Origin of the sequence: Herbidospora daliensis, assembly GCF_001570585.1 — a bacterium.
GTDB lineage: Bacteria > Actinomycetota > Actinomycetes > Streptosporangiales > Streptosporangiaceae > Herbidospora > Herbidospora daliensis.
In genome coordinates this window covers 275,584-296,199 of sequence record NZ_BBXF01000007.1, presented here as the reverse complement: position 1 = coordinate 296,199, position 20,616 = coordinate 275,584, and the positions used below count along the sequence as shown (strand labels likewise).

General features: G+C 69.2%; 24 protein-coding genes. 10 read left to right on the top strand and 14 right to left on the bottom strand.

The genetic code is table 11. From position 1 onward, the window contains the following. Window positions 1-14: 14 nt before the first annotated feature. The 5 genes from AW274_RS32120 to AW274_RS32100 all read right to left on the bottom strand — a co-directional run bounded on the left by AW274_RS32120 (window position 15) and on the right by AW274_RS32100 (window position 5,359). Window positions 15-908 carry a sulfotransferase family protein gene (locus tag AW274_RS32120; protein WP_062440315.1) on the bottom strand — a complete coding sequence of 298 codons (894 nt, stop codon included), beginning with the start codon at window positions 906-908 and terminating at the stop codon, window positions 15-17. Window positions 909-1,029: 121 nt separating this feature from the next. Beyond that, window positions 1,030-2,274, bottom strand: coding sequence for a sulfate adenylyltransferase subunit CysN (cysN, locus tag AW274_RS32115; RefSeq protein WP_062440313.1), 1,245 nt, complete (start codon window positions 2,272-2,274; stop codon window positions 1,030-1,032). After that, window positions 2,274-3,188, bottom strand: coding sequence for a sulfate adenylyltransferase subunit CysD (gene cysD / locus AW274_RS32110; RefSeq protein ID WP_062440310.1), 915 nt, complete (start codon window positions 3,186-3,188; stop codon window positions 2,274-2,276). Before cysD ends, cysN begins: the two co-directional genes overlap by 1 nt. A 17-nt stretch (window positions 3,189-3,205) precedes the next feature. Next, window positions 3,206-3,961 carry a 3'(2'),5'-bisphosphate nucleotidase CysQ gene (locus AW274_RS32105; RefSeq protein ID WP_198169512.1) on the bottom strand — a complete coding sequence of 252 codons (756 nt, stop codon included), beginning with the start codon at window positions 3,959-3,961 and terminating at the stop codon, window positions 3,206-3,208. A gap of 6 nt (window positions 3,962-3,967) precedes the next feature. Further along, window positions 3,968-5,359 carry a sugar transferase gene (locus AW274_RS32100; protein ID WP_062440306.1) on the bottom strand — a complete coding sequence of 464 codons (1,392 nt, stop codon included), beginning with the start codon at window positions 5,357-5,359 and terminating at the stop codon, window positions 3,968-3,970. A gap of 107 nt (window positions 5,360-5,466) precedes the next feature. Here AW274_RS32100 and AW274_RS32095 point away from each other — a divergent pair, with 107 nt between their 5' ends. Beyond that, window positions 5,467-6,039 (top strand): 3'-5' exonuclease family protein, encoded by a 573-nt coding sequence (locus tag AW274_RS32095; RefSeq protein WP_062440304.1) that lies wholly within the window; start codon window positions 5,467-5,469, stop codon window positions 6,037-6,039. A 261-nt stretch (window positions 6,040-6,300) separates the two neighbouring features. Here the strand turns inward: AW274_RS32095 and AW274_RS32090 are convergent, their stop codons facing one another. Then, complete coding sequence (locus AW274_RS32090) at window positions 6,301-6,756, bottom strand: ArsI/CadI family heavy metal resistance metalloenzyme (RefSeq protein WP_062440302.1); 456 nt, start codon at window positions 6,754-6,756, stop codon at window positions 6,301-6,303. An 88-nt stretch (window positions 6,757-6,844) separates the two neighbouring features. On the opposite strand from AW274_RS32090, the gene AW274_RS32085 reads away from it, so the two are divergent. The 6 genes from AW274_RS32085 to AW274_RS42320 all read left to right on the top strand — a co-directional run bounded on the left by AW274_RS32085 (window position 6,845) and on the right by AW274_RS42320 (window position 10,285). Next, window positions 6,845-7,210: an ArsR/SmtB family transcription factor gene (locus AW274_RS32085; protein ID WP_062440299.1), complete on the top strand. Its 366-nt coding sequence runs from the start codon at window positions 6,845-6,847 to the stop codon at window positions 7,208-7,210. Beyond that, window positions 7,207-7,920 carry an aquaporin gene (locus AW274_RS32080; protein ID WP_062440296.1) on the top strand — a complete coding sequence of 238 codons (714 nt, stop codon included), beginning with the start codon at window positions 7,207-7,209 and terminating at the stop codon, window positions 7,918-7,920. The genes AW274_RS32085 and AW274_RS32080 overlap by 4 nt, the downstream gene beginning before the upstream one ends. Next, window positions 7,917-8,333 carry an arsenate reductase ArsC gene (locus AW274_RS32075; RefSeq protein WP_062440291.1) on the top strand — a complete coding sequence of 139 codons (417 nt, stop codon included), beginning with the start codon at window positions 7,917-7,919 and terminating at the stop codon, window positions 8,331-8,333. Before AW274_RS32080 ends, AW274_RS32075 begins: the two co-directional genes overlap by 4 nt. A gap of 2 nt (window positions 8,334-8,335) precedes the next feature. Continuing rightward, window positions 8,336-8,644, top strand: a complete 309-nt coding sequence (locus tag AW274_RS32070; protein ID WP_062440288.1) for an ArsR/SmtB family transcription factor — start codon at window positions 8,336-8,338, stop codon at window positions 8,642-8,644. A 10-nt stretch (window positions 8,645-8,654) separates the two neighbouring features. Continuing rightward, entirely contained in the window at window positions 8,655-9,911 is a 1,257-nt protein-coding gene (locus AW274_RS39700) for a GNAT family N-acetyltransferase (protein ID WP_083975151.1), read from the top strand. A gap of 230 nt (window positions 9,912-10,141) precedes the next feature. Further along, on the top strand, window positions 10,142-10,285 hold the full coding sequence (locus AW274_RS42320; RefSeq protein WP_157520843.1) for a hypothetical protein: 144 nt from the start codon (window positions 10,142-10,144) through the stop codon (window positions 10,283-10,285). Between the two features lie 251 nt (window positions 10,286-10,536). On the opposite strand, the gene AW274_RS32055 is transcribed toward AW274_RS42320, so the two are convergent. The 4 genes from AW274_RS32055 to AW274_RS32040 all read right to left on the bottom strand — a co-directional run bounded on the left by AW274_RS32055 (window position 10,537) and on the right by AW274_RS32040 (window position 12,812). Further along, window positions 10,537-10,746 carry a helix-turn-helix transcriptional regulator gene (locus AW274_RS32055; RefSeq protein WP_062440285.1) on the bottom strand — a complete coding sequence of 70 codons (210 nt, stop codon included), beginning with the start codon at window positions 10,744-10,746 and terminating at the stop codon, window positions 10,537-10,539. An 8-nt stretch (window positions 10,747-10,754) separates the two neighbouring features. Further along, on the bottom strand, window positions 10,755-11,162 hold the full coding sequence (locus AW274_RS32050) for a hypothetical protein (protein ID WP_062440282.1): 408 nt from the start codon (window positions 11,160-11,162) through the stop codon (window positions 10,755-10,757). A gap of 63 nt (window positions 11,163-11,225) precedes the next feature. Next, on the bottom strand, window positions 11,226-11,597 hold the full coding sequence (locus AW274_RS32045; RefSeq protein ID WP_062440279.1) for a ClpX C4-type zinc finger protein: 372 nt from the start codon (window positions 11,595-11,597) through the stop codon (window positions 11,226-11,228). A 42-nt stretch (window positions 11,598-11,639) separates the two neighbouring features. Then, entirely contained in the window at window positions 11,640-12,812 is a 1,173-nt protein-coding gene (locus tag AW274_RS32040; RefSeq protein WP_062440275.1) for an MFS transporter, read from the bottom strand. Between the two features lie 75 nt (window positions 12,813-12,887). Here AW274_RS32040 and AW274_RS32035 point away from each other — a divergent pair, with 75 nt between their 5' ends. Continuing rightward, window positions 12,888-13,811 carry a LysR family transcriptional regulator gene (locus tag AW274_RS32035; protein ID WP_062440272.1) on the top strand — a complete coding sequence of 308 codons (924 nt, stop codon included), beginning with the start codon at window positions 12,888-12,890 and terminating at the stop codon, window positions 13,809-13,811. Here the strand turns inward: AW274_RS32035 and pth are convergent. Beyond that, a complete protein-coding gene (gene pth / locus AW274_RS32030; protein ID WP_062440269.1) occupies window positions 13,795-14,385 on the bottom strand; it encodes an aminoacyl-tRNA hydrolase in 591 nt (196 codons plus the stop codon). The two genes, AW274_RS32035 and pth, sit on opposite strands and share 17 nt — an antisense overlap. A 66-nt stretch (window positions 14,386-14,451) precedes the next feature. Next, the gene (locus tag AW274_RS32025) at window positions 14,452-15,090 is read right to left on the bottom strand and encodes a 50S ribosomal protein L25/general stress protein Ctc (protein ID WP_062440266.1); all 639 of its coding nucleotides are present in this window, start codon (window positions 15,088-15,090) and stop codon (window positions 14,452-14,454) included. Window positions 15,091-15,232: 142 nt separating this feature from the next. On the opposite strand from AW274_RS32025, the gene AW274_RS32020 reads away from it, so the two are divergent. Continuing rightward, the gene (locus tag AW274_RS32020) at window positions 15,233-16,201 is read left to right on the top strand and encodes a hypothetical protein (RefSeq protein WP_062440263.1); all 969 of its coding nucleotides are present in this window, start codon (window positions 15,233-15,235) and stop codon (window positions 16,199-16,201) included. A 29-nt stretch (window positions 16,202-16,230) separates the two neighbouring features. Further along, window positions 16,231-18,036: a tetratricopeptide repeat protein gene (locus tag AW274_RS32015; RefSeq protein WP_062440260.1), complete on the top strand. Its 1,806-nt coding sequence runs from the start codon at window positions 16,231-16,233 to the stop codon at window positions 18,034-18,036. 30 nt (window positions 18,037-18,066) lie between these two features. Here AW274_RS32015 and AW274_RS32010 read toward each other — a convergent pair whose 3' ends face one another. Both AW274_RS32010 and glmU read right to left on the bottom strand, forming a co-directional pair. Beyond that, window positions 18,067-19,044 carry a ribose-phosphate diphosphokinase gene (locus AW274_RS32010; protein WP_062440257.1) on the bottom strand — a complete coding sequence of 326 codons (978 nt, stop codon included), beginning with the start codon at window positions 19,042-19,044 and terminating at the stop codon, window positions 18,067-18,069. Between the two features lie 64 nt (window positions 19,045-19,108). Continuing rightward, entirely contained in the window at window positions 19,109-20,542 is a 1,434-nt protein-coding gene (gene glmU / locus AW274_RS32005) for a bifunctional UDP-N-acetylglucosamine diphosphorylase/glucosamine-1-phosphate N-acetyltransferase GlmU (RefSeq protein WP_062440254.1), read from the bottom strand. Window positions 20,543-20,616: the final 74 nt, after the last annotated feature.

The following is a 20,616-nucleotide window of genomic DNA, read 5'->3' as shown; positions in this document are numbered from 1 at the left end:
CTCCGATCGGGAGTTCAGTAATTGAGGCGGTAGCCGTACCAGAGGAGCAGGGGGAACGTCAGCGCGGTGACTGCCCAGCGGTGGGGGAAGGGCAGGTCGGGGCGCCGGTCGCGGAAGCGCACGCGGCCCACGTGGAAACGCATCGGGTTGCCCGAGACGGTGTGGGCGACGCCCAGCCGGGCGGTGCGGCCCGTGATGAAGGCGAGCGCCTCGTGGTCGGCGGGCAGCCCGAGCTTGCCGGCCAGCGCGCGCAGCGTGTCGGCCGGTTCTTCGACGAGGTCTTCGTAGTGGACGCGGACGATCGGCACGCCCTTGCCGCGCAGCACCTCGTAGGCGAGGTTCTGCACGAACCAGTGGACGGCGGTGCGCGCGGGCGACCACCGGGCCATCGGCCGGCCGTCTTCCGGCCGCGCGACCTTGCGCCGCCACGACGCGGCCACCGCGCGCGGATCGCGCACGACGTGGACGACCGTCAGGTCGAGGATGGCCGACAGGCAGTAGGCCAGCGAGGCGTGCTTGCTCGAATCGATGACGACCTGGCCGCGGACGACCTCGGCCGCCGCCGCGTAGATGCGGTGATACGCGGCGACGTACTCGGTCAGCTGGGCCTCACGGCTGATGAGGCCCAGCACGAACACCGGAACGCGGCGGGTGCGGTCGACCTTGTGGCGCAGTTCGAGCAGCCGGTCGGCCTTGGCCGGCCGCCAGCCCCCGAAGGCGCGGTCGCCGACCTCGTGCCAGAACCGGCACTGGGCGAACGGCCGCCCGCAACCGCAGGGCTCGTTGGCGCGCACCCCCCGGTGCCACAGATGGACGACCTCGCCGAGCGGCGCGACACCGGGAAGCTCCCCGAGAAGGCGCTCCAGCAGCGTCGTCCCGCTGCGCCCCAGCCCTCCAACAAAGATCATCGGCTGAGCGTCAGACACGTGCACGACCCCCGAAGTGGATACGGAACGTGCTGACGCTACAGCGGAGAGTAACTAAGCGTTCACCGAACGTCCAAGGATCTACCTAGGCACCGGTTTACAACTAGAGGATCATCCCCGCGCCGACGGTGCCGTTGGTGGCCTCGTCGATCAGGATGAACCCGCCGGTCTGCCGGTTGCGGGCGTAGTCGTCGACGAACAGCGGCTGGGTGATGCGCAGCGACACCCGGCCGATCTCGTTGAGCGACAGGCTCGTGGCCGTCTCGTCGCGGTGGAGGGTGTTGACGTCGAGCCGGTAGTGGAGGTCCTTCACCAGCGCGCGGGCGGTCCGGGTGGTGTGCTTGATGGTCAGCTTGGTGCGCGGGGTGAGCTTGGCGGTGTCGGCCATCCAGCAGACCATCGCCTCGATCTCCTGGCTGACCTGCGGCTGGTTGTTCGGCCGGCAGATCATGTCGCCGCGCGAGATGTCGATGTCGTCTTCGAGCCGGAGCGTCACCGACATGGGCGCGAACGCCTCGGTGACCGGGCCGTCGAAGGTGTCGATCGAGGCGATCTTCGTGGTCAGGCCCGACGGCAGGTGCATGACGTCGTCGCCCGGCTTCAGCACGCCGCCCGCGACCTGACCGGCGTAACCCCGGTAGTCGTGGAACTCGGTCTTGTGGGGGCGGATGACGTACTGGACCGGGAACCGCACGTCGACCAGGTTGCGGTCGGAGGCGATGTGGACGTGCTCCAGGTGGTGGAGCAGCGATGGGCCCTGGTACCAGGGCATGCTCTCGGACCGCGAGACCACGTTGTCGCCGTGGAGGGCGGAGATCGGGATGAAGGTCAGGTCGCTCGCGTTCAGCTTGGACGCGAACTGGGTGAACTCCTCGCGGATCTCCTCGAACCGCTCCTCGGAGTAGTCGACCAGGTCCATCTTGTTGACCGCGAGCACCAGGTGGGGCACCCGCAGCAGCGTGGTCAGGAACGCGTGGCGGCGCGACTGCTCCAGCACGCCCTTGCGCGCGTCGATCAGGATGATCGCCAGGTCGGCGGTCGAGGCGCCGGTCACCATGTTCCGGGTGTACTGGATGTGCCCCGGGGTGTCGGCGATGATGAACTTCCGCTTCGGCGTGGCGAAGTAGCGGTAGGCCACGTCGATCGTGATGCCCTGCTCGCGCTCGGCGCGCAGGCCGTCGGTCAGCAGCGACAGGTCGGTGTATTCGGTGCCCCGGTCGCGGCTGGTGCGCTCGACCGCTTCGAGCTGGTCTTCGAAGATCGCCTTGGAGTCGAACAGGAGGCGGCCGATCAGGGTGGACTTCCCGTCGTCGACACTGCCCGCCGTCGCGAAACGAAGGATGTCCATTAGAAGTAGCCTTCCTTCTTGCGGTCCTCCATGGCGGCCTCGGACGCGCGGTCGTCGGCGCGGGTCGCGCCGCGCTCGGTGATCCGGGTGGCGGCGATCTCAGCGATGATCTCGTCGACCGTCGCGGCGCTCGACGAGACGGCGCCGGTGCAGGTCATGTCGCCGACCGTGCGATAACGCACCAGCGACTCGAACAGCGGCTCGTCGTCGCCGCGCTGCACCACGTCGGCGTCGGGCAGCAGCATGCCGTCGCGCTCGAAGACGCTGCGGGTGTGCGCGAAGTAGATCGACGGGATCTCGATGCCCTCGCGGCGGATGTAGTCCCACACGTCGAGCTCGGTCCAGTTGGACAGCGGGAAGACCCGGATGTGCTCACCCTTGCGGATCTTCGCGTTGTAGAGGTTCCACAGCTCGGGACGCTGGTTCTTCGGGTCCCACTGGCCGAAGTCGTCGCGGAAGGAGAACACCCGCTCCTTGGCGCGGGCCTTCTCCTCGTCGCGGCGCGCGCCGCCGAACACGGCGTCGAACTCGTGCTCCTCGATCGCGTCGAGGAGGGTGGTGGTCTGGAGCCGGTTGCGCGAGGCGCGCCGCCCGGTCTCCTCGACCACGCGGCCGGCGTCGATCGAGTCCTGTACGGACGCCACCACCAGCCGCGCCCCGAGCTCGGCCGACCGCCGGTCGCGGTAGTCGATCACCTCGGGGAAGTTGTGGCCCGTGTCGACGTGCATGAGCGGGAACGGGATCGGCGCGGGCCAGAAGGCCTTCTCCGCGATACGCAGCATGACGATCGAGTCCTTGCCGCCGGAGAAGAGCAGACAGGGCCGCTCGAACTCGGCCGCGACCTCACGCATGATGTGGATCGCCTCGGCTTCGAGGACGTCAAGCTGTGACGTCGTGTAGTCATGCTGAAGCAAAACGGTTCCTTCTCGGGTTACTGGTGAAGATCACGGATCCCGGCGAGCAGCGTCGGCGCCAAGTCTGGTAGGGAAACCAGGATATCCGGCAACGAGGGGTCGGCCTGGTTGTAGATCAGTTCCGACCCGTCGATCCGGCTCGCGTGGGCTCCGGCCGCCAGCGCCACGGCCACCGGGGCGGCCGAGTCCCATTCATACTGCCCACCCGCGTGGACGTATGCCTCGACCTGACCGGTCAGCACGGCGGCGATCTTCGCGCCGGCGCTGCCGATGGGCACGAGGTCGGCCCCGACCAGGTAGGCGAGCTTCTGCACGAACTCGGGCGGCCGGGTGCGGGACACCGCGATCCGGGGGCGCTGGCCGTTGGGGGCCGGCAGCTTCGGCGGGTTGGCCGTGGTCAGCGTCGCGCCCTGGGCCGGGAGCGCAATGGCCCCGGCGGCGAGCCGGCCCTCTTCCCACAACGCCACGTGGACGGCCCAGTCGGTGCGGCCGGCCTCGGAGAACTCGCGGGTGCCGTCGAGCGGGTCGACGATCCAGACCCGGTTGGCCGACAGCCGCGCCGGGTTGGTGCGCTCGCCCTCCTCGGACAGGATGTGGTCGCTCGGGCGCAGCCGTTCGAGCGATTCGACGAGGAAGTCGTGGGACGAGCGGTCGCCCGCGTCCTTCAGCGCCTTGGCGTCGTCGAACCCGTATTGGGCGCGCAGGCGGAGCAGTTTCTCACCCGCCTCCGTCGCGAGGTCTCCGGCGAGCGAATGATCGTCTCTGATCGTCATCACTGGTTAGTAGGCTCCCGATCCGCGTGCCACGGCCGACCACGTCTTCCACATGATCTGGAGGTCGAGGGTGAGTGACCAGTTTTCCATGTAGCGCAGGTCCAACCGTACAGCTTCCTCCCACGACAGATCCGATCGGCCGCTGACCTGCCACAACCCGGTCATGCCCGGTCGCACGAGCAGCCTCCTGCGGACGTCGTCGCCGTAGCGGGCGACCTCCTCGGGCAGCGGCGGGCGGGGGCCGACGAGGGACATGTCGCCCTTGACCACGTTCACGAGCTGGGGCAGCTCGTCGAGGGAGTGGCGGCGCAGGAACGCGCCGACGCGGGTGACGCGGGGATCGTGCTTGATCTTGAACAGCACGCCGTCGATGTCGCTGGCCAGCTCGATCTTGCGGCTCTCGGCGTCGACGCCCATCGTGCGGAACTTGACGATGGTGAACGTGCGACCGTCCTTGCCGACGCGGGTCTGCCGGAAGAAGGCCGGCCCCGAACTGGTCGCCCGCACGGCGGCCGCGATGAGCAGGAACAACGGGGAGACCAGCAGCAGGCCGACCCCCGCGACGACGCGGTCGAAGACGTTCTTGACGAGCCGCCGCCCGCCGGCCAGTTCGGGGTGCTCGACGTGCAGCAGCGGCATGCCCGCCACCGGCCGGATCGTCGTACGCGGCCCCGCGACCTCCATCAGCGCCGGCGCCACCACCAGATCGGTGCGCGACTTCTCCAGCCGCCAGGCGAGCCGCCGCAACGCCGAACCGTCGAGCTCGGGACAGGCGAGCACCGCGACGGTGTCGGCCTGGGCCTGCGCCACCACGAGGGGCACGTCGGAGAACCCGCCCAGCACGGGCACGCCCACCTCTTCGGAGGAGGCGCGGTCGTCGGGCAGGCACGCCCCGACGATGTGCATGCCGTGGTAGCGCTCCTTCTGGAGCAGCCGCACGAGGTCGGCGACCGACCCCTGGTGCCCCACCGCGATGACCCGCCGCATGCACTGGAGCTTCGTCCGCTTGTGGTGCAGTCTGCGCCGCAAGGCATAACGGGCGAGCAGCGTTAAAAGGGTCATCACCGGTAACGCGATGATAACGTAACCCCGTGCGACGTCGATCTTGGTCACGTACGCCACCACGGCGACGGCGGCGGTGAGCATCACCCCGGCCCGCGCCACCCGCCGGAACTCCTCCGACCCGACCCCCGCGAAGCGCGGCTCATAAGCCCTGCTCAGCCCGACGACGACCACCCACAACAGCGGCAACGCCGCGCTTGACAGTGCGTAAGGCTCGACGTAGGGAGTAACCTCGCCGAACCGGACGACGACCGCCAGACCACCGGCGAGAAGGGCGCACAGAATGTCGGAGACGATCACCGTGGCCCGATATCGCGCCGCCCACCCGGGACCCATGCGCTTCACGGCCGTTCTCGGCCGGTCGACGACAGTCACCCACAAGCCCCCTTTACCGAACGTTTACCAACCGCAGGAATGCTAGCGCCAGCTCCTGGGAGAATTCAGTGAAAGCCGAGACGTACATTTCCGTCGACATCGAGGCGGACGGCCCCATTCCCGGCCCATATTCCATGGTGAGTTTCGGGATGACGGTCGCGGGCCGGCGGCTCGGGCGCGAGTTCACCCGGAACGATCCGACCACCACCACCTTTTACGCGGAACTACGGCCGATCAGCGACGAATTCGTGCCGTCAGCCCTGGAGGTCAGCGGCCTCGACCGTGACCTGCTGCTACGTGAGGGCCGCGACCCCAGAGAGGCGATGAAGTCGGCGGCGGCGTGGGTGCGAAAGGTAAGCGACGGGACGACTCCGGTGTTGGTCGCGTTTCCGTTGTCGTTCGACTGGATGTGGATGTACTGGTACTTCATTCAATTCGCGGGGGATTCACCGTTCGGGCATTCCAGGGCGCTCGACATCAAGACCTTGTATGCCGCGAAAGCGGGTGTTCCCCTCACTTGGTCGTCGAAACGACAGATGCCGAAAGAGCTACGTTCCACGCATCCGCACTCACATCACGCCCTCGACGACGCGATCGAACAGGCGGAACTGTTCCAGAACATCATGGAATGGCGTGTATGACTGCACGTGCTCCGCACACGCGGGCCCGAGCGCTCTGATCCGGCGTCTTCCCTCGTGCCTTCTTAGAGTCACCTTCGATGTATGACCAAGTCATCACATCCCGGCCGATCCGCGTGATCGTCGCGGGCTGATCGGTGACGCCAACGAGTCGGCGAAGATCGCCCAGCGGATCCGGCGGGACATGGCCGCAACGCCGCCGAAGGCCGGCCGCACGGGCTGCGCCCGGCGGCCACCGAGTGGTGACCGCCGGAGGCGGGGCAATCAGCAGCAAGCCTGCTTGGGCTCCACGTCGAGGACATCGGTGCCGGCCGGAGCGCAGCACGCCGACTCGGATTCCTTGACCAGCGTCGGGGAGTCGGCCTTGACCGTGTAGACCTCCCACGGCTCATCGCCGGGGCCGTGGACCCAGACCTTGTCCTGAACGGCGTAGCAGCAGGCGGTGTCCTGTTCGTCGGCGGTCGACAGACCTTCCGCCGCCAGACGGGAGGAGGCGGCCGTGACCGCGTCGGTCGTCTCGACCTCGACGCCGAGGTGATCCATCACGGTCGGCCGGCCGGGCTCGCCCTCCAGGAGCACGAGCTTCAGCGGAGGTTCGGTGATGGCGAAGTTGGCGTAGCCGGGCCGGCGCTTGGCCGGTTCGGCGTCGAACAGCTTGCTGTAGAAGGCCACGGACGCCTCCAGGTCGGAGACTCGGAGGGCGAGCTGAACGCGGGACATGTGATCGTCTCCTTGTATCGATGAGCATCTAATTAGCCCGTCGAGGCACAGTTTGCGTCCCTGGATCGACTGATGTCAATATTGACCTATGTCGAAGCAGACCCCGTTGCCGGTCATTGCGGAAGAATGCTGCGCCCCCCTGGCCCGTGAACCCATCAGCAAGGACGACGCGGCCGAGCTCGCGAGAATCCTCAAGGCCGTCGCCGATCCCGTCCGGCTGCGCCTGCTGTCCCTCATCGCCGCCCGCGACGAGGAGACCTGCGTCTGCGACCTGCTCCCCGAGTTCGACCTGTCCCAGCCGACGATCTCCCACCACCTGAAGACCCTCCGGGAAGCCGGGCTGATCGGCTCCGAACGGCGAGGTACCTGGGTCTACTCGTGGGTGATCCCGCAAGCGCTCGACCGGCTGTCCGCGCTGTTCGCCACGTCCAAGGAAGACACCGGCGTCCGGTGACATCCCTGCCACGACGCGCCACGGCGGAGTTCGTCGGAACCGGCCTGCTCGTCACGGTCGTCATCGGGTCCGGCATCGCCGCCGCCCGCCTGTCCCCGAACGACGTCGGTCTGCAACTGGCCGAGAACGCCGCCGCGACCGCCGCCGGGCTCGCGGTCGTCATCCTCATGATGGGGCCGGTCTCCGGCGCTCACCTCAACCCGCTGGTCTCCCTCGTCGACTGGGCGCTCGGCAGACGGGAACGGACCGGCCTCACGGGAACCGCTCTTGGCGTGTACGCGCTGGCCCAGACCGCGGGCGCCATCAGTGGGGCCGTACTGGCCAACCTGATGTTCGGCCTCCCCGCCGTCACGATCTCCGCCACCGTCCGAAGCGCGCCGTCCCTGTGGCTGTCCGAGGTCGTCGCGACCGCCGGCCTGGTCGCCCTGATCCTCAGCCTGACCCGCACCGGCCGCGCCCACCTGGCCGCCCCGGCGGTCGGGGCCTACATCGGGTCGGCCTACTGGTTCACCTCCTCCACCTCCTTCGCCAACCCCGCCGTGACCATCGGCCGCGCCCTCAGCGACACCTTCGCCGGAATCGCCCCCGCGTCGGTCGCGCCCTTCATCGCCGCCCAGCTCGTCGGCGCGTTCGTCGGCGCAGCCCTGGCGCTGGTCCTCCACCCCGCAGCCGCGCCTTCCACCGCTCCCGCCTCCAAGGAGTTCGCATGACCGCCGCCGTGCCCGAGGTCCTGTTCGTCTGCGTCCACAACGCCGGCCGCTCCCAGATGGCCGCCGCCCTGCTCGACCACCACGGCAAGGGCAGCGTGGTCGTCCGCTCCGCCGGGTCCGCCCCCGCCGACACGATCAACCCCGCCGTGATCGCCGTCATGGACGAGATCGGGCTCGACCTGTCCAAGGCGTTCCCCAAGCCGTTGACGGACGAGGCGGTTCAGGCGTCCGACGTCGTGATCACGATGGGGTGCGGTGACGCCTGCCCGTTCTACCCGGGCAAGCGCTACCTGGACTGGGAGCTCCCCGACCCGGCGGGGCAGGGCATCGACGCCGTCCGGCCGATCCGCGACGAGATCGAGCGCCGCGTTCTGACGTTGCTCCAGGAGCTTTCATCGCCTATCGTCGATTGACGATGAATGGACCACTCGACCGCGACACCGCCGAGAAGTACGCCACCTGTTTCCGCGCCCTGTCCGACGCCACCCGCGTGCAGATCGTCACCCTGCTCGCCCGCGCCGGACAGCCCATGGCGGTCAAGGAGATCGTCGAAGCCGTCGACGTCAGCCAGTCGACCGTCTCGAACCACCTGAAGATCCTCGCCGAAGTGCGGTTCGTGCTGGTCGAGCAGCTCGGGACCGCGCGCTTCTACCGGATCAACGACGCGTGCGTGGACTACTTCCCGACCGCCGCCGACGTGGTCATGGGACGCCCCATCACCTGAGGAGACCGGGATGGCCGACGACATCGACGACCGGCGAACAGAGGTCCTGCGGCGCTACGCCGGACTCGCCCTCACCGCCCAGGCCGGACAGCCCGTCACCGACACATCGGCCGACTGCCTCGGCTCCAACGCCTACCCCTGCGACACCGACATCCCCGAGGGAGCGTTGGGGGCGAGCCTGGGATGCGGCAACCCGGTGGCGGTCGCCGACCTGCGGCCCGGAGACACCGTTCTCGATCTCGGCTCCGGCGCAGGGCTGGACGTCCTGCTCTCCGCCCGCCGCGTCGGCCCGACCGGCAAGGCATACGGCCTGGACGGCACCCCCGAAATGATCGCCCTCGCCCGCGCCAACGCCGCCGAGGCCGAGGCGACCAACGCCGAGTTCCTCCACGGCCACATCGAAGACGTGCCGCTCCCTGACCGTGCCGTAGACGTCGTGATCTCCAACTGCGTCATCAACCTGTCCGCCGACAAGCCGCGCGCTCTGGCCGAGGCGTACCGCGTCCTCAAGCCCGGCGGACGGTTCGGCGTCAGCGACATCATCGCCGACGACGACCTGGAACCGTTTCGCCGTCAGGAGGCCGAACGGTCGGTCGGCTGCACCATCGGGACCCTCACCGAAGCCGACTACCGCGCCCACCTGACCGCGACTGGATTCACCGACATCCGCGTCACCCGGACATCGCCGCCGGCCGAAGGGCTCCACAGCGCGATCATCCAAGCAACCAAACCGGAGATCGCCGTCCGCCCGATGCGCGACGACGACGCCGCCCAGGTCTTGGCCGTCTACCAAGCCGGCCTGGACGGCGGGCAGGCCGGCTTCGAGACCACCGCTCCGGCGTGGGAGACCTTCACTACGGCCAAACTCCCCGGCCACCGGCACGTTGCCGTCGACACCGCGTCAGATGAGGTGATCGGGTGGGTCGCCGCTTCGGCTGTCTCCGACCGGTGCGTGTACGCCGGAGTCGTCGAACACTCCGTCTACGTCTCCCCGGCCCATCACGGACGCGGCGTCGGCACTCTGCTCCTGAACGCTCTCATCGACTCGACCGAGGCCGCCGGCATCTGGACCATCCAGTCCGGCGTCTTCCCCGAGAACATCGCCAGCCTGCGACTACACGAGAAAGCCGGATTCCGCCGTGTCGGCATCCGCGAACGCATCGGACGTCACCACGACCGATGGAGAAACGTCGTCTTCATCGAGCGCCGCAGCAAGATCGCCGGAGGCGCGACCCCGCCGGTCGCCATCGCCAACCTTGATCAGTAGCACTACGGTTCAACATCATGAAACGACGGTGGGGGTGTCTGGCAGCCGTCTCTTGATCATGACCCCCGTCTGGCGCGACGACGCACGTCTCGACGCCTTCCGCCAAAAGGCGATCAGCTACCCGCGCCCACCGTATACGCGCGAGTTCCACCACAGGCACGACGCGACATCCGGCCCCAATCACGCTGCTGACCACCCTGCCCCCGCAGAGAATCCGCGACCACTACAGCATGGCCAAAATCCCAGGGTTCCAACACGACGTGATGGTCTCCGTCTACTTCAAGGATCCCGAATCCGGCGAGAGCCAGTTCATCGTCGAGTTCATCGATACCTATCGAAACCCCTGGGACTTGCTCTGCGGCACCCTGCGATGAAGACCTGTACCGCCCCAGCTCGGAACACAGCACCCGCCCCCATTCGATCTGCCGAACCATGTGAATGAAGGTGGGGCGGGGAGCGCACCGGTCGCATGCGCGGGGAACACACGCGACAGCTCGTCTCTTCGGGTCCGCTACCGAGTACCCGGGAAGCGGCCTTCTCAGCCCACCTTCAGCGCCCTCAATCTGCACCGCCGTACAACCGCCGTCTCCGCCGCAGCGCAAGCATCTCGCCGCCTGGCGCCATGTCACGCGGGGGGTTCTGTGCGGGCCGGGTGGAAGATCTCTTCGATGGTGAGGCCGAAGACCTCGGCCAGGGTGAAGGCCAGGGGGAGGCTGGGGTCGTAGCGTTCGGTTTCGATGGCGTTGATGGCCTGGCGGGAGACCTGGCAGCGGTCGGCCAGGTCGGCCTGGCTCCAGCGGCGGGCCGCGCGCAGTTCGCGGAGTCGGTTCTTCACGATCGCCGTCAGCGGTGGAAGCGGGTGCGCAGGTCGGCGACCAGGAGCCAGACCCACACACCGCCCAGGATGATCAGCTGGGCCACCTGGTGGAGTTCGATGACGCCGGCGGCGTCCAGGAGCGTCGCCACCTGCAGGCCCACGAGGACCGCGGCGAAGCCGACGGCCATGCTCTCCAGCTGGATCCGGCGCACGTATTCGTCGGCGCGCCGGAACGCGCGCACGAGGACCCAGGCCACCGCGAGGGTGAAGACGGTGGTGATCGCGATCCACCAGGTCTGCTGGGTGGCGGTCTGGTCGGGGGTGCTGCCGAGGGTCAGGGCGACCACGCCCAGCGCCGCGACGGGGATGCCGTCGATGAGGACGGCGCGCCGCGCCGCGCGCGTGACCTGGTCGTGCCGCATCTGCTCTGCCATGCGATCAATGTAAGGTTTCCCTTCCATCTCGTCAATGAGACCTGACTTAATGGAAGGGACGCTTTACTCCTCGCCCGAGAAGCGTTCCCAGGCCGACTGGCGGGTGATGCCCAGCGATTCGCCGATCTTCGTCCAGGTCACGCCCCTGCGGCGGAGTTCGCGGACCCAGGCCACCAGGTCGGCCTCGGTCGCGTCGATGTGGGCGGAGACCCGGGGGATGTGGTTGAGCATCTCCTCGTCCGAGAGGGAGCTCCACATCGGGAGCTTCGGTTTCGCCTCGCCCTCTTCGGCCAGGGCGGCGCTCTGTTCGATGACCGTGACGGCCAGGCCGACGCACTGGTCGCAGATGTAGACGCCGGGGCCGGCGACGATGCGTTCGACCTCGCTGTCGGGCTTGCCGCAGAAGGAACACCGGATGCGCGCTTCCACCGCCATGAAAGAACTCCTTCGTCAGGGATGTCCTGACAAATTAGTACGTCAGGGTCTCCCTGACAAGCCGGTGAACAGGATCAGCACCCCGGCTGCCACGATGGCCTCGCGGGGGCCGATGACGGCGGCGAGCAGGCCCCAGATCGCGGTCAGGGCGGCGACGGCGAGGCTGCCGGTGACCGACCAGGCGGTCAGGGTGCGGGCGACCCGGTCGGGGGCGATGCGCTCCAGCCGGTACGTCGCCAGCACCGGCGCGAACACCGCGCAGCAGAACACCAGGCCCGACTGGACGACGATGACCAGCACGATCCCCGGCACGCCCGGCTGGACGAACGCCAGCCACACCGGCCAGCACGTCCGCAGCACCCCCGCGACGCGCAGCACCCTGCCCTGGCCGAACCGGGCCGCCAGCGGGCGGGCCAGCCGCGCCCCGGCCAGGCCCAGGCACGGGAGCGCGAACACCAGGCCGTACTGCCAGGGAGTGAAGCCGAGCCGGTCGAGCAGCAGGATCGCGAGCAGCGGTTCGGTCGCCAGCAGCAGGCCGTTGAACAGGACCGTGGTGCAGAACAGTCGCCGCAGCGCCCGATGGGCCCAAATCTCGCGCCACCCGTCGAGCAGGCCGCCGGGCCGGGACCGCCGTTCCCGACTCGGTTCACCACCCCCGATCGCGCGCACGCAGAGCGCCGACACCAAGTAGCTGACCGCGTCGGCCAGCACCGTCACCACCGGGCCGAACAGCCCGATCGCGGCCCCGCCGAGCGGCGGGCCGACCACGCTCGCCGACCACATCGTCGACTCCAGCCGACCGTTCGCGACGAGCAGCTCCTGCGGGGAGAGCAGGCCCTTCAGGTACGCGCCCGCCGCCGCGTTGAAGGCGATCTTCGCCGCGGCGGCGACCACCGAGACGACCACGAGCTGGCCGAAGCTGAGCCACCCCAGCCCATACGCGACGGGCACGCTCACCAGCGCCGCGAACCGGATCAGGTCCATCGCGACCATGACCTGCCGCTTGGCCCGGAACTCCACCCACGGCCCGAGCGGCACGGCCGCGACCGCCCCGACAGCCAGCCCGGCCGCCGACAACGCCGACACCTGCGCCGGGCCGACGTCCAAGACCAGCACCGCGATCAGCGGAAACGCGCCGAACCCCAGCCACGTGCCATACGCGCTCACCGCGTACGCCGCCCACACCCACCCGAATCGCCGATCCACGGTGAGCATCGAAGCGGGTCGGGGCGAACCGGCTCAAACAACTATCGATCCGGGCCGCACAACGGAGCGTTGTACCGTACCCAGGTGGATCTGGACGTCGTGCGCAGCTTCGTGGCGGTCGTCGACGCGGGCCGTTTCCAGGACGCCGCCGACGACCTGGCCATCACCCAGCAGGCGGTGTCCAAGCGCATCGCCGCGCTGGAGCGCACGCTCGGGGTGCGGCTGTTCACCCGGACCGCGCGGGGCGCCCGGCTCACCGTCGACGGGCAGGCGTTCCTCCCCCACGCGCGCGACCTGCTCGCGGTGGAGGAACGGGCGCTCGCCAGCGTGCGGCCGGGCCGGCGGGCGCTGCGGGTCGACGTGATCGGCCGGCGGCTCGCGCCCGCGTCGGTGCTGGGCGGCTTCCATCGGGCGCGTCCCGAGGTGGAGCTCGACGTCGTGACCCTCTTCGACGCCGGCGCGGCCGTCGAGGCGCTCACGTCGCGCTCGATCGACGCGTCGTTCCGGGCCGTCGACCGGTCGCGGCTGCCGGGTGACATCGGGGCCGTCCGGGTGTTCGACGAGCCCGTCCAGCTGCTCACCGGGCCCGGCCACCCGCTGGCCGACGCCGGGGCGGTCACCCCGGCCGACCTGGCCGGGCACCGGATCTGGATGCCGGGCATCGTCGCCGGGACCGAATGGGCCGCCTACTACGACACGCTCGCCGCCGCGTTCGGGCTGACCATCGAGGTCACCGGGCCCGATTTCGGCACCGACCCGCTGCTCGACACCATCGCCGGGTCGCCGTCGCTGGCCACCTTCGTGGGCGAGCTGACCCGGCTGGTCTGGCCTGCCGAGCAGGGGTTGCGCCGTGTTGCCGTACAGGAGCCGACCCCGGTCTACCCCCACTCGCTGATCTGGCGGCACGGCAACCCGCACGCCGCGCTCGAAGACCTGCGCGGCCATCTGGGCACGGTGCGGCCGGAAGCCGGCACGTGGACGCCCCGATGGGCTACCGAGGCGGCTTGACCTGGTTGAGGTCGGCGGCGTGGAACTTGTTCTGGGTCGGTTCGAGCCCGTCGGTCATCAGCGCCTCGACCATGTCGGCCGCCCGGTCGACCAGGAACGGCAGGTCCTTGCGCTCGGCGGTCGCGAAGTCCTTCAGCACGTAGACGGCCGTGTCCATGCGCCCCGGCGGCCGCCCGATCCCGAACCGCAGCCGCAGGTATTCGGGCGTCATCGCCTTGGTGATCGACTTCAGCCCGTTGTGCCCGTTGTCGCCACCGCCCTTCTTGGCCCGCAGCGCGCCATAGGGCACGTCGAGCTCGTCGTGGACGACGATGAGGTTCAGCCCGGTCTTGTAGAAGTCGGCCAGCGCCTTCACGGGCCCGCCAGAGAGATTCATGTACGTCATGGGCTTCGCCAGCACCACGGGAACCCCGGCCAGCCGCCCTTCGAGCACCTCCGCGCGCGACCGGTGGGCCTTGAACCGCCCACCGGCCCGCGCGGCCAGTTCGTCGGCCACCATGAAGCCCGCGTTGTGCCGGTTCCCGGCGTACTCGGGCCCGGGATTGCCCAGCCCGGCGATCAGCCAGCGGTCCACTGCATGTCTCCTCACACGGAAAGGTCCCCCACAGGATCTCCCTGTGGGGGACCTTACAGAAACGCCTTATTCGGCGGCGGCGGCAGCCGGCTCGCCCTCGGCGGCCTCGTCGCCGGCCTCGGCGGCGGGCGCCTCGGCAGCCTCGGCCTCGCCCTCCTCGGGCAGGTCGACGGTCGGCGCGGCGATGACGTGCAGCACCAGCGTGTCGCCCTCGACCGCGAGGGTGGTGCCCTTCGGCAGGTCGAGGTCGCCGGCGTTGACGGTGAAGCCGACGTCCTTGCCGTCGACGTCGATCTCGACGCCGCTCGGGATGTTGGTCGCCTCGGCCTCGACCGAGACGGCGACGAGCTGCTGGTCGAGGATGGCGCCGTTGACGACGTCACCGGTGGTGGTGACCGGCAGTTCGACGGTGACCTTCTCGCCCCGGCGGACCAGGATCAGGTCGACGTGCTCCAGGAAGCCCTTGATCGGGTCACGCTGCACGCCCTTGGGCAGAGCGAGCTCGTTGACCGCGCCCTCGATGCGGATGAGGACGTTGGGCGTGCGGAGCGCGAGGAGCAGGTCGTGCCCGGGCATGGTGAGGTGACGCGGCTCGGTGCCGTGCCCGTAGAGGACGACGGGCACCTGGTTGGCGCGGCGGATCTTGCGAGCGGCGCCCTTGCCGAACTGGTCACGCAGCTCGGAAGCGATCTTGACTTCGGACACGACGATCTCCTAGGGATCTCGATTCGGATTTAGCGCCACCCCTCACCCGCCCTAGCGGAAGGCGTTACAGGCACTCCTTCTAGCCTAACGGCACGAAAGACCCGCCAAGCCGTCACACTGGGTGCCCGGAGGTAGGGGCACGGTGATCGACTTCTTACTCGGCTGGCTCGCGGAAGAGGCCCTGGCCAAGGGCAGTCAGCGGCTGTTCGCCGAGCCGGACATCCAGGCGGTCCGCAAGAGGGCGCAGCGGAAGATCGAAGACCGCCTGCCCGAGCCGATCCCCGAAGCGGTGCACGCGATGCTGGCCGACCCCTCCTGGTTCGCGGCTCCCGGCAGCGGCGCGGTCGTCTTCAAGGACGAGTTCGCGGCCCGCCTGGCCCCGCTCGCGCGGGCGACCATCCAGCGCGGTCCGCTGACCGGCCGCACCGCGGCCGACATCCTCATCGAGCACGACCTCACCGTCGACGACGTGGCCGGCATCGTCGCCGACGCCATCGAACTCTCCGTCCGCGAGGTCGCCGCCGACCAGGGAGGACTGCCCGAACTGCTCCGCCAGGCCGACACCCGCTCCCTGCTCGACAGGGTGAGCGCCCCAGCCGGTCTCCCCCGGGCCGCCGACGTCAGCGCCGCCCCGGGGCTCAACAACCTGCCCCGGCCACCCGCCAGGATCTTCCTCGGCCGGGAGGACGCGCTCCGCGACCTCGGCGCGGCGCTCGACGGGGACACGAACGTCGTGATCACCCAGAGCCTGTTCGGGATGGGCGGCGTGGGCAAGTCGGAACTCGCCCTGCACCACGCCCACGCGGCTCGCGATCGTCACGACCTCCGTTGGTGGATCACCGCAGCCGACTCAGGACAGTTGGACGTCGGCCTGGCCGCACTGACCCGTCGCCTGACCGGGCGGGAGCCGGAATCGACCGAGCAGGGCGTCGAGTGGGCCGTCTCCTGGCTGCAGGCCCACCGAGGCTGGTTGCTGATCCTCGACAACGTCGAGCACCCGAAGGACATCCAGCCGCTGCTCGGCCAGCTGACCCACGGTCACGTGGTGATCACCAGCCGCCGTGACATCGGCTGGCACCGGAATTCGGCGCCGACCTGCTCGTCAGTCTGACCGGGCGATCCTCGCCCAAGGAACGACCGGTGGCGGAAGAGATCACGGCCGAGCTGGGCCACCTCCCGCTGGCCCTGGAGCAGGCCGCCGCGTACATCACCGAAACCGGCCTCACGTTCGCCGGCTACCTGGCGAAACTCCGGGCCCGCCCGGCGGAGATGCACGCCGCCACCGGCGACGGAAGCCTGGCCTACACCACCGTCAACCGGCTGTGGCAGATCACCTTCACCACCATCGCGGAGCGTCGCCCGATGGCAGCCGGTCTGCTGCACGTCCTGGCGCACTTCGCGCCCGACGACATCCCCAGGGTGGTCCTTCCGGAGAGATGGGCCGAAGACGAGACCGCCGAACTCCTCGGTCTCCTCGCCTCCTACAGCCTGATCACCCGCACTGACGACTCCATCGGCATGCACCGCCTGATCAGGGCCGTGCTCCTATCGGTGGAGCCGGTCAAGGAGAACCTGCACACCTTCCACGATCTGGCGGTGGACCTCCTGGCCGCGGCCGTGCCCGAGAACCCACACCGGAACGTCGGCGGCTGGCCGCTCTGGCATCGGCTGATGCCGCACATCCTCGCGGTCGCCTCCGACGAGCACCTCGGCGAGACAGGTGCGCACCTCATCAGTCAGGCCGCCGTCTTCGACCTCGACCAGGGGAACGAAGCACGAGCACTGGCCCTGGCCACCCGGGCTCTGCGCATCGTCGAGGCCGCCCACGGGCCCGATCACCCGAACGTCGGGCCGCACCTTTCCATGGTCGCCTCCGGCCTGCGTAATTCGACACGTCCAGCTGAAGCGCTCCCCTTGGACGAGCGCGCCCTCGCCATCGCGGAAGCCACGGAAAGCCCTGATCATCCGAACGTCGCCGCGTGCCTCGCGAACCTCGCCCTCACGCTGTTCCAGTTGGAGCGCCTCGCCGAAGCACTTCCGCTCCAGCGCCGCGCCCTCGCCATCATCGAAACCGCCTATGGCCCGCATCACCCCGACGTCGCCACACACCTCGGCAACCTAGCCGACACCCTCCTGGTCCTCGGACACGTCACCCCGACGCTGCCCCTGGAAGAGCGCGCCCTGGCCATCGCGGAAGCCGCTCACGGCCCCGACCACCCGGTGACCGCAAGTTGCCTCGGGAGAATCGCGTCGAGCCTGCGGGCTCTCGGCCGGCCTCAGGAAGCGCTCGTCCACAGTGAGCGTGCGCTGAGCATCAGCGAGACCGTGTTCGGCCCCGGCCATCCCGATGTCGCGTATCGGCTCGGCGGAGTGGGGGCCGACCTGCTGGCGATGGGACGCGCCGTGGAAGCACTCCCCCTGAATGAACGTGCCCTGGTCATCGCCGAGACCGCTTTGAGCCCGGACGATCCGGAGCTCTCCTTCCGTCTCGACGCGCTCGCCCGCAACCTCCAGGCGCTCGACCGTTCGGCCGAAGCGCTCCCGCTGCACGAGCGCGCCCTCGCCATCGCCGAGACCGCATACGGCTCCGACAACCTCCGCGTCGCCGACTTCCGGGCCCGCCTCGGCCTCAGCCTGCGGATGCTGGGACGCGCCGCCGAAGCACTTCCTCTCCAGCAGAGCGCGCTGAGGACCGCCGAAACCCTCCACGGTCCCCGGCATCCCGCGGTCGCCCATCGCCTCGCCGAGATGTCGGTGACCTTGTATGCCCTGGGCGACCTCGCGGGGACGTTGCCCCTGCTCAACCGCGCTCTGGACATCACCCAAGCTGGACCGGAGCATCGAAATGTGCGACGGCAGTTGTCACTGATCCTCAACGACGCCTGTCCCTGCGGCTCGGGCCGGAAGTTCAAACGTTGCCACGCCGTAGAAAGGGCCGACCGGTGAGTCACCGATCGGCCCGTCAGAGCTCCAGGTCTACGAGTCGCCCTCGAACAGGCTCGTCACCGATCCGTCGGTGAAGACCTCGGTGATGGCGCGCGCGATCAACGGTGCGATCGACAGCACGGTCAGCTTGTCGAAGCGCTGCTCCTCCGAGATCGGCAGCGTGTTCGTCACGATGACCTCGGAGATCGCCGAGTTCTTCAGCCGATCCACGGCCGGGTCGGAGAACACCGCGTGCGTCGCCGCCACGATCACGTTCGTCGCCCCGTGGTCGTACAGCGCGTCGGCCGCCTTGCAGATCGAGCCGCCCGTGTCGATCATGTCGTCGATCAGCACGCAGGTCCGGCCGCGGACCTTGCCGACGACCTCGTTCACCTTCACCTGGTTCGCCACGTCGAGGTCGCGGCGCTTGTGGATGAACGCCACCGGCGTGCCCAGTGCGTCGGACCACCGTTCGGCCAGGCGCACGCGCCCGGTGTCGGGCGAGACGATGGTCGTGGTCGCGGGGTCGATCTTGTCGCGCAGGTAGTTGATCAGGATCGGCATCGCGAACAGGTGGTCGACCGGGCCGTCGAAGAAGCCCTGGATCTGCGAGGTGTGCAGGTCGATCGACATCAGCCGGTCGGCGCCGGCCTGCTTGAACATGTCGGCCATCAGCCGGGCCGTGATCGGCTCGCGGCCCCGGCCCTTCTTGTCCTGACGGGCGTAGCCGAAGAACGGCATGATGACCGTCACGCGTTTGGCCGAGGCCCGCTTCAGGGCGTCCACCATGATCAACTGTTCCATGATCCACTGGTTGATGGGAGCCGTGTGGCTCTGGATCACGAACGCGTCGCAGCCCCGGACCGATTCGAGGTAGCGGACGTAGATCTCTCCGTTGGCGAAGTCACGCAGGGAGGTCGGGGTGATCTCCACCCCCAGGTTGCGCGCGACCTCCTCGGCAAGCTGTGGGTATGCCCGGCCCGAGAAGAACATCAGGTTCTTCTGGCCCATGGTCTGGATCCCGCTCATGCGACTTGCTCCTCCTGGCCCCGGGGAAACCGAGTGATACGCGGGCTGCCCGCGCCTTGAACCGTTATGAACCTTCTTCGAGGGCCCGCTGGGCCGCCTCGGCCGACTTGCTGCCGGACCTGCGGCGGATCACCCAGCCCTCGACGTTGCGCTGGCGGCCGCGTGCCACGGCCATCGCGCCGGGGGGGACGTCGTTGACGATCACCGAGCCGGCGGCCGTGTAGGCGCCCTCTCCGATCGTCAGCGGCGCGACGAGCATGGTGTCGCTGCCCACGCGGGCGTGGTCGCCCACGGTGGTGTGGTGCTTGTCTACACCGTCGTAGTTGACGAAGACGGTCGCGGCGCCGATGTTGGCGCCCTCGCCGATCGTCGCGTCGCCGACGTAGCTCAGGTGGGGCACCTTGGAACCGGTGCCGATGACGGCGTTCTTGGTCTCGACGTACGTGCCGATCTTGCCCTTCGCGCCCAGCCGGGTGCCGGGGCGCAGGTAGGCGAAGGGGCCCACCGACGCGCCGGGGCCGATCTCGGCCGAGTCGCAGACGGCGTTGCGGACCACGGCGTCCGCGCCGACGACGGTGTCGGTCAGGGTGCTCGCCGGGCCGACCTCGGCGCCCGCGCCCACGGACGAGGAGCCGTGGAGCTGGGTGCCGGGGTGGATCACGGCGTCGGCTTCCAGCGTGACATCGGCGTCGATCCAGGTCGAGGCCGGATCGACGATCGTCACACCGTTGATCATGTGCTCGTGGAGGATGCGGTCGTTGAGGACCCGCCGGACGAACGCGAGCTGGGCCTTGTTGTTGACGCCCTCGACCTCGACGTGGTCGGCGGCGACGTGGGCGCCGACGCGGTGGCCCTCCTCGCGGAGGATCGACAACACGTCGGTGAGGTACTCCTCGCCCTGGGAGTTGGCGGTCGACACGCGCTTGACGGCATCGGCCAGGAGGGCGCCGTCGAAGGCGTAGACGCCGGAGTTCATCTCGTCGATGGCCAGCTGCTCGGGCGTGGCGTCCTTGTGCTCGACGATCGCGAGCACCGCGCCGTCGTCGCCGCGGACGATGCGGCCGTAGCCGGTCGGATCGGGCACGTGGGCGGTCAGCACGGTGACCGCGTTGCCCCGGGCGGAGTGTTCGCCGAGGAGGCCGGCCAGCGTCGATCCGCGCAGGAGGGGCGTGTCGCCGTACACGACCAGGACCGTTCCCTCGATCACGCCGACGTTCTCGAGCACCATCCGGACGGCGTGGCCGGTGCCGTTCTGCTGGTCTTGGACGACCGGCGTCACGTCGGGGAAGTCGGCCGACAGATGGGCCGAGACCTGCTCCCGGGCGTGCCCCACCACCACGATCAGCCGCTCGGGTTCGAGCTCCTGGGAGGCGTGCAGCATGTGGCCGACGAGCGTGCGGCCGCAGACCTCGTGGAGGACCTTGGGGGTGGCGGACTTCATCCGGGTGCCCTCGCCGGCGGCGAGGACGATGACGGCGGCCGGGCGCGGCGCACTCACTGTGGGAGCTCCCTCGGATCCGCGAACGAAACGGTCAGCTGACGGATGCCGCACGGTCACCCGCTCGACAACGT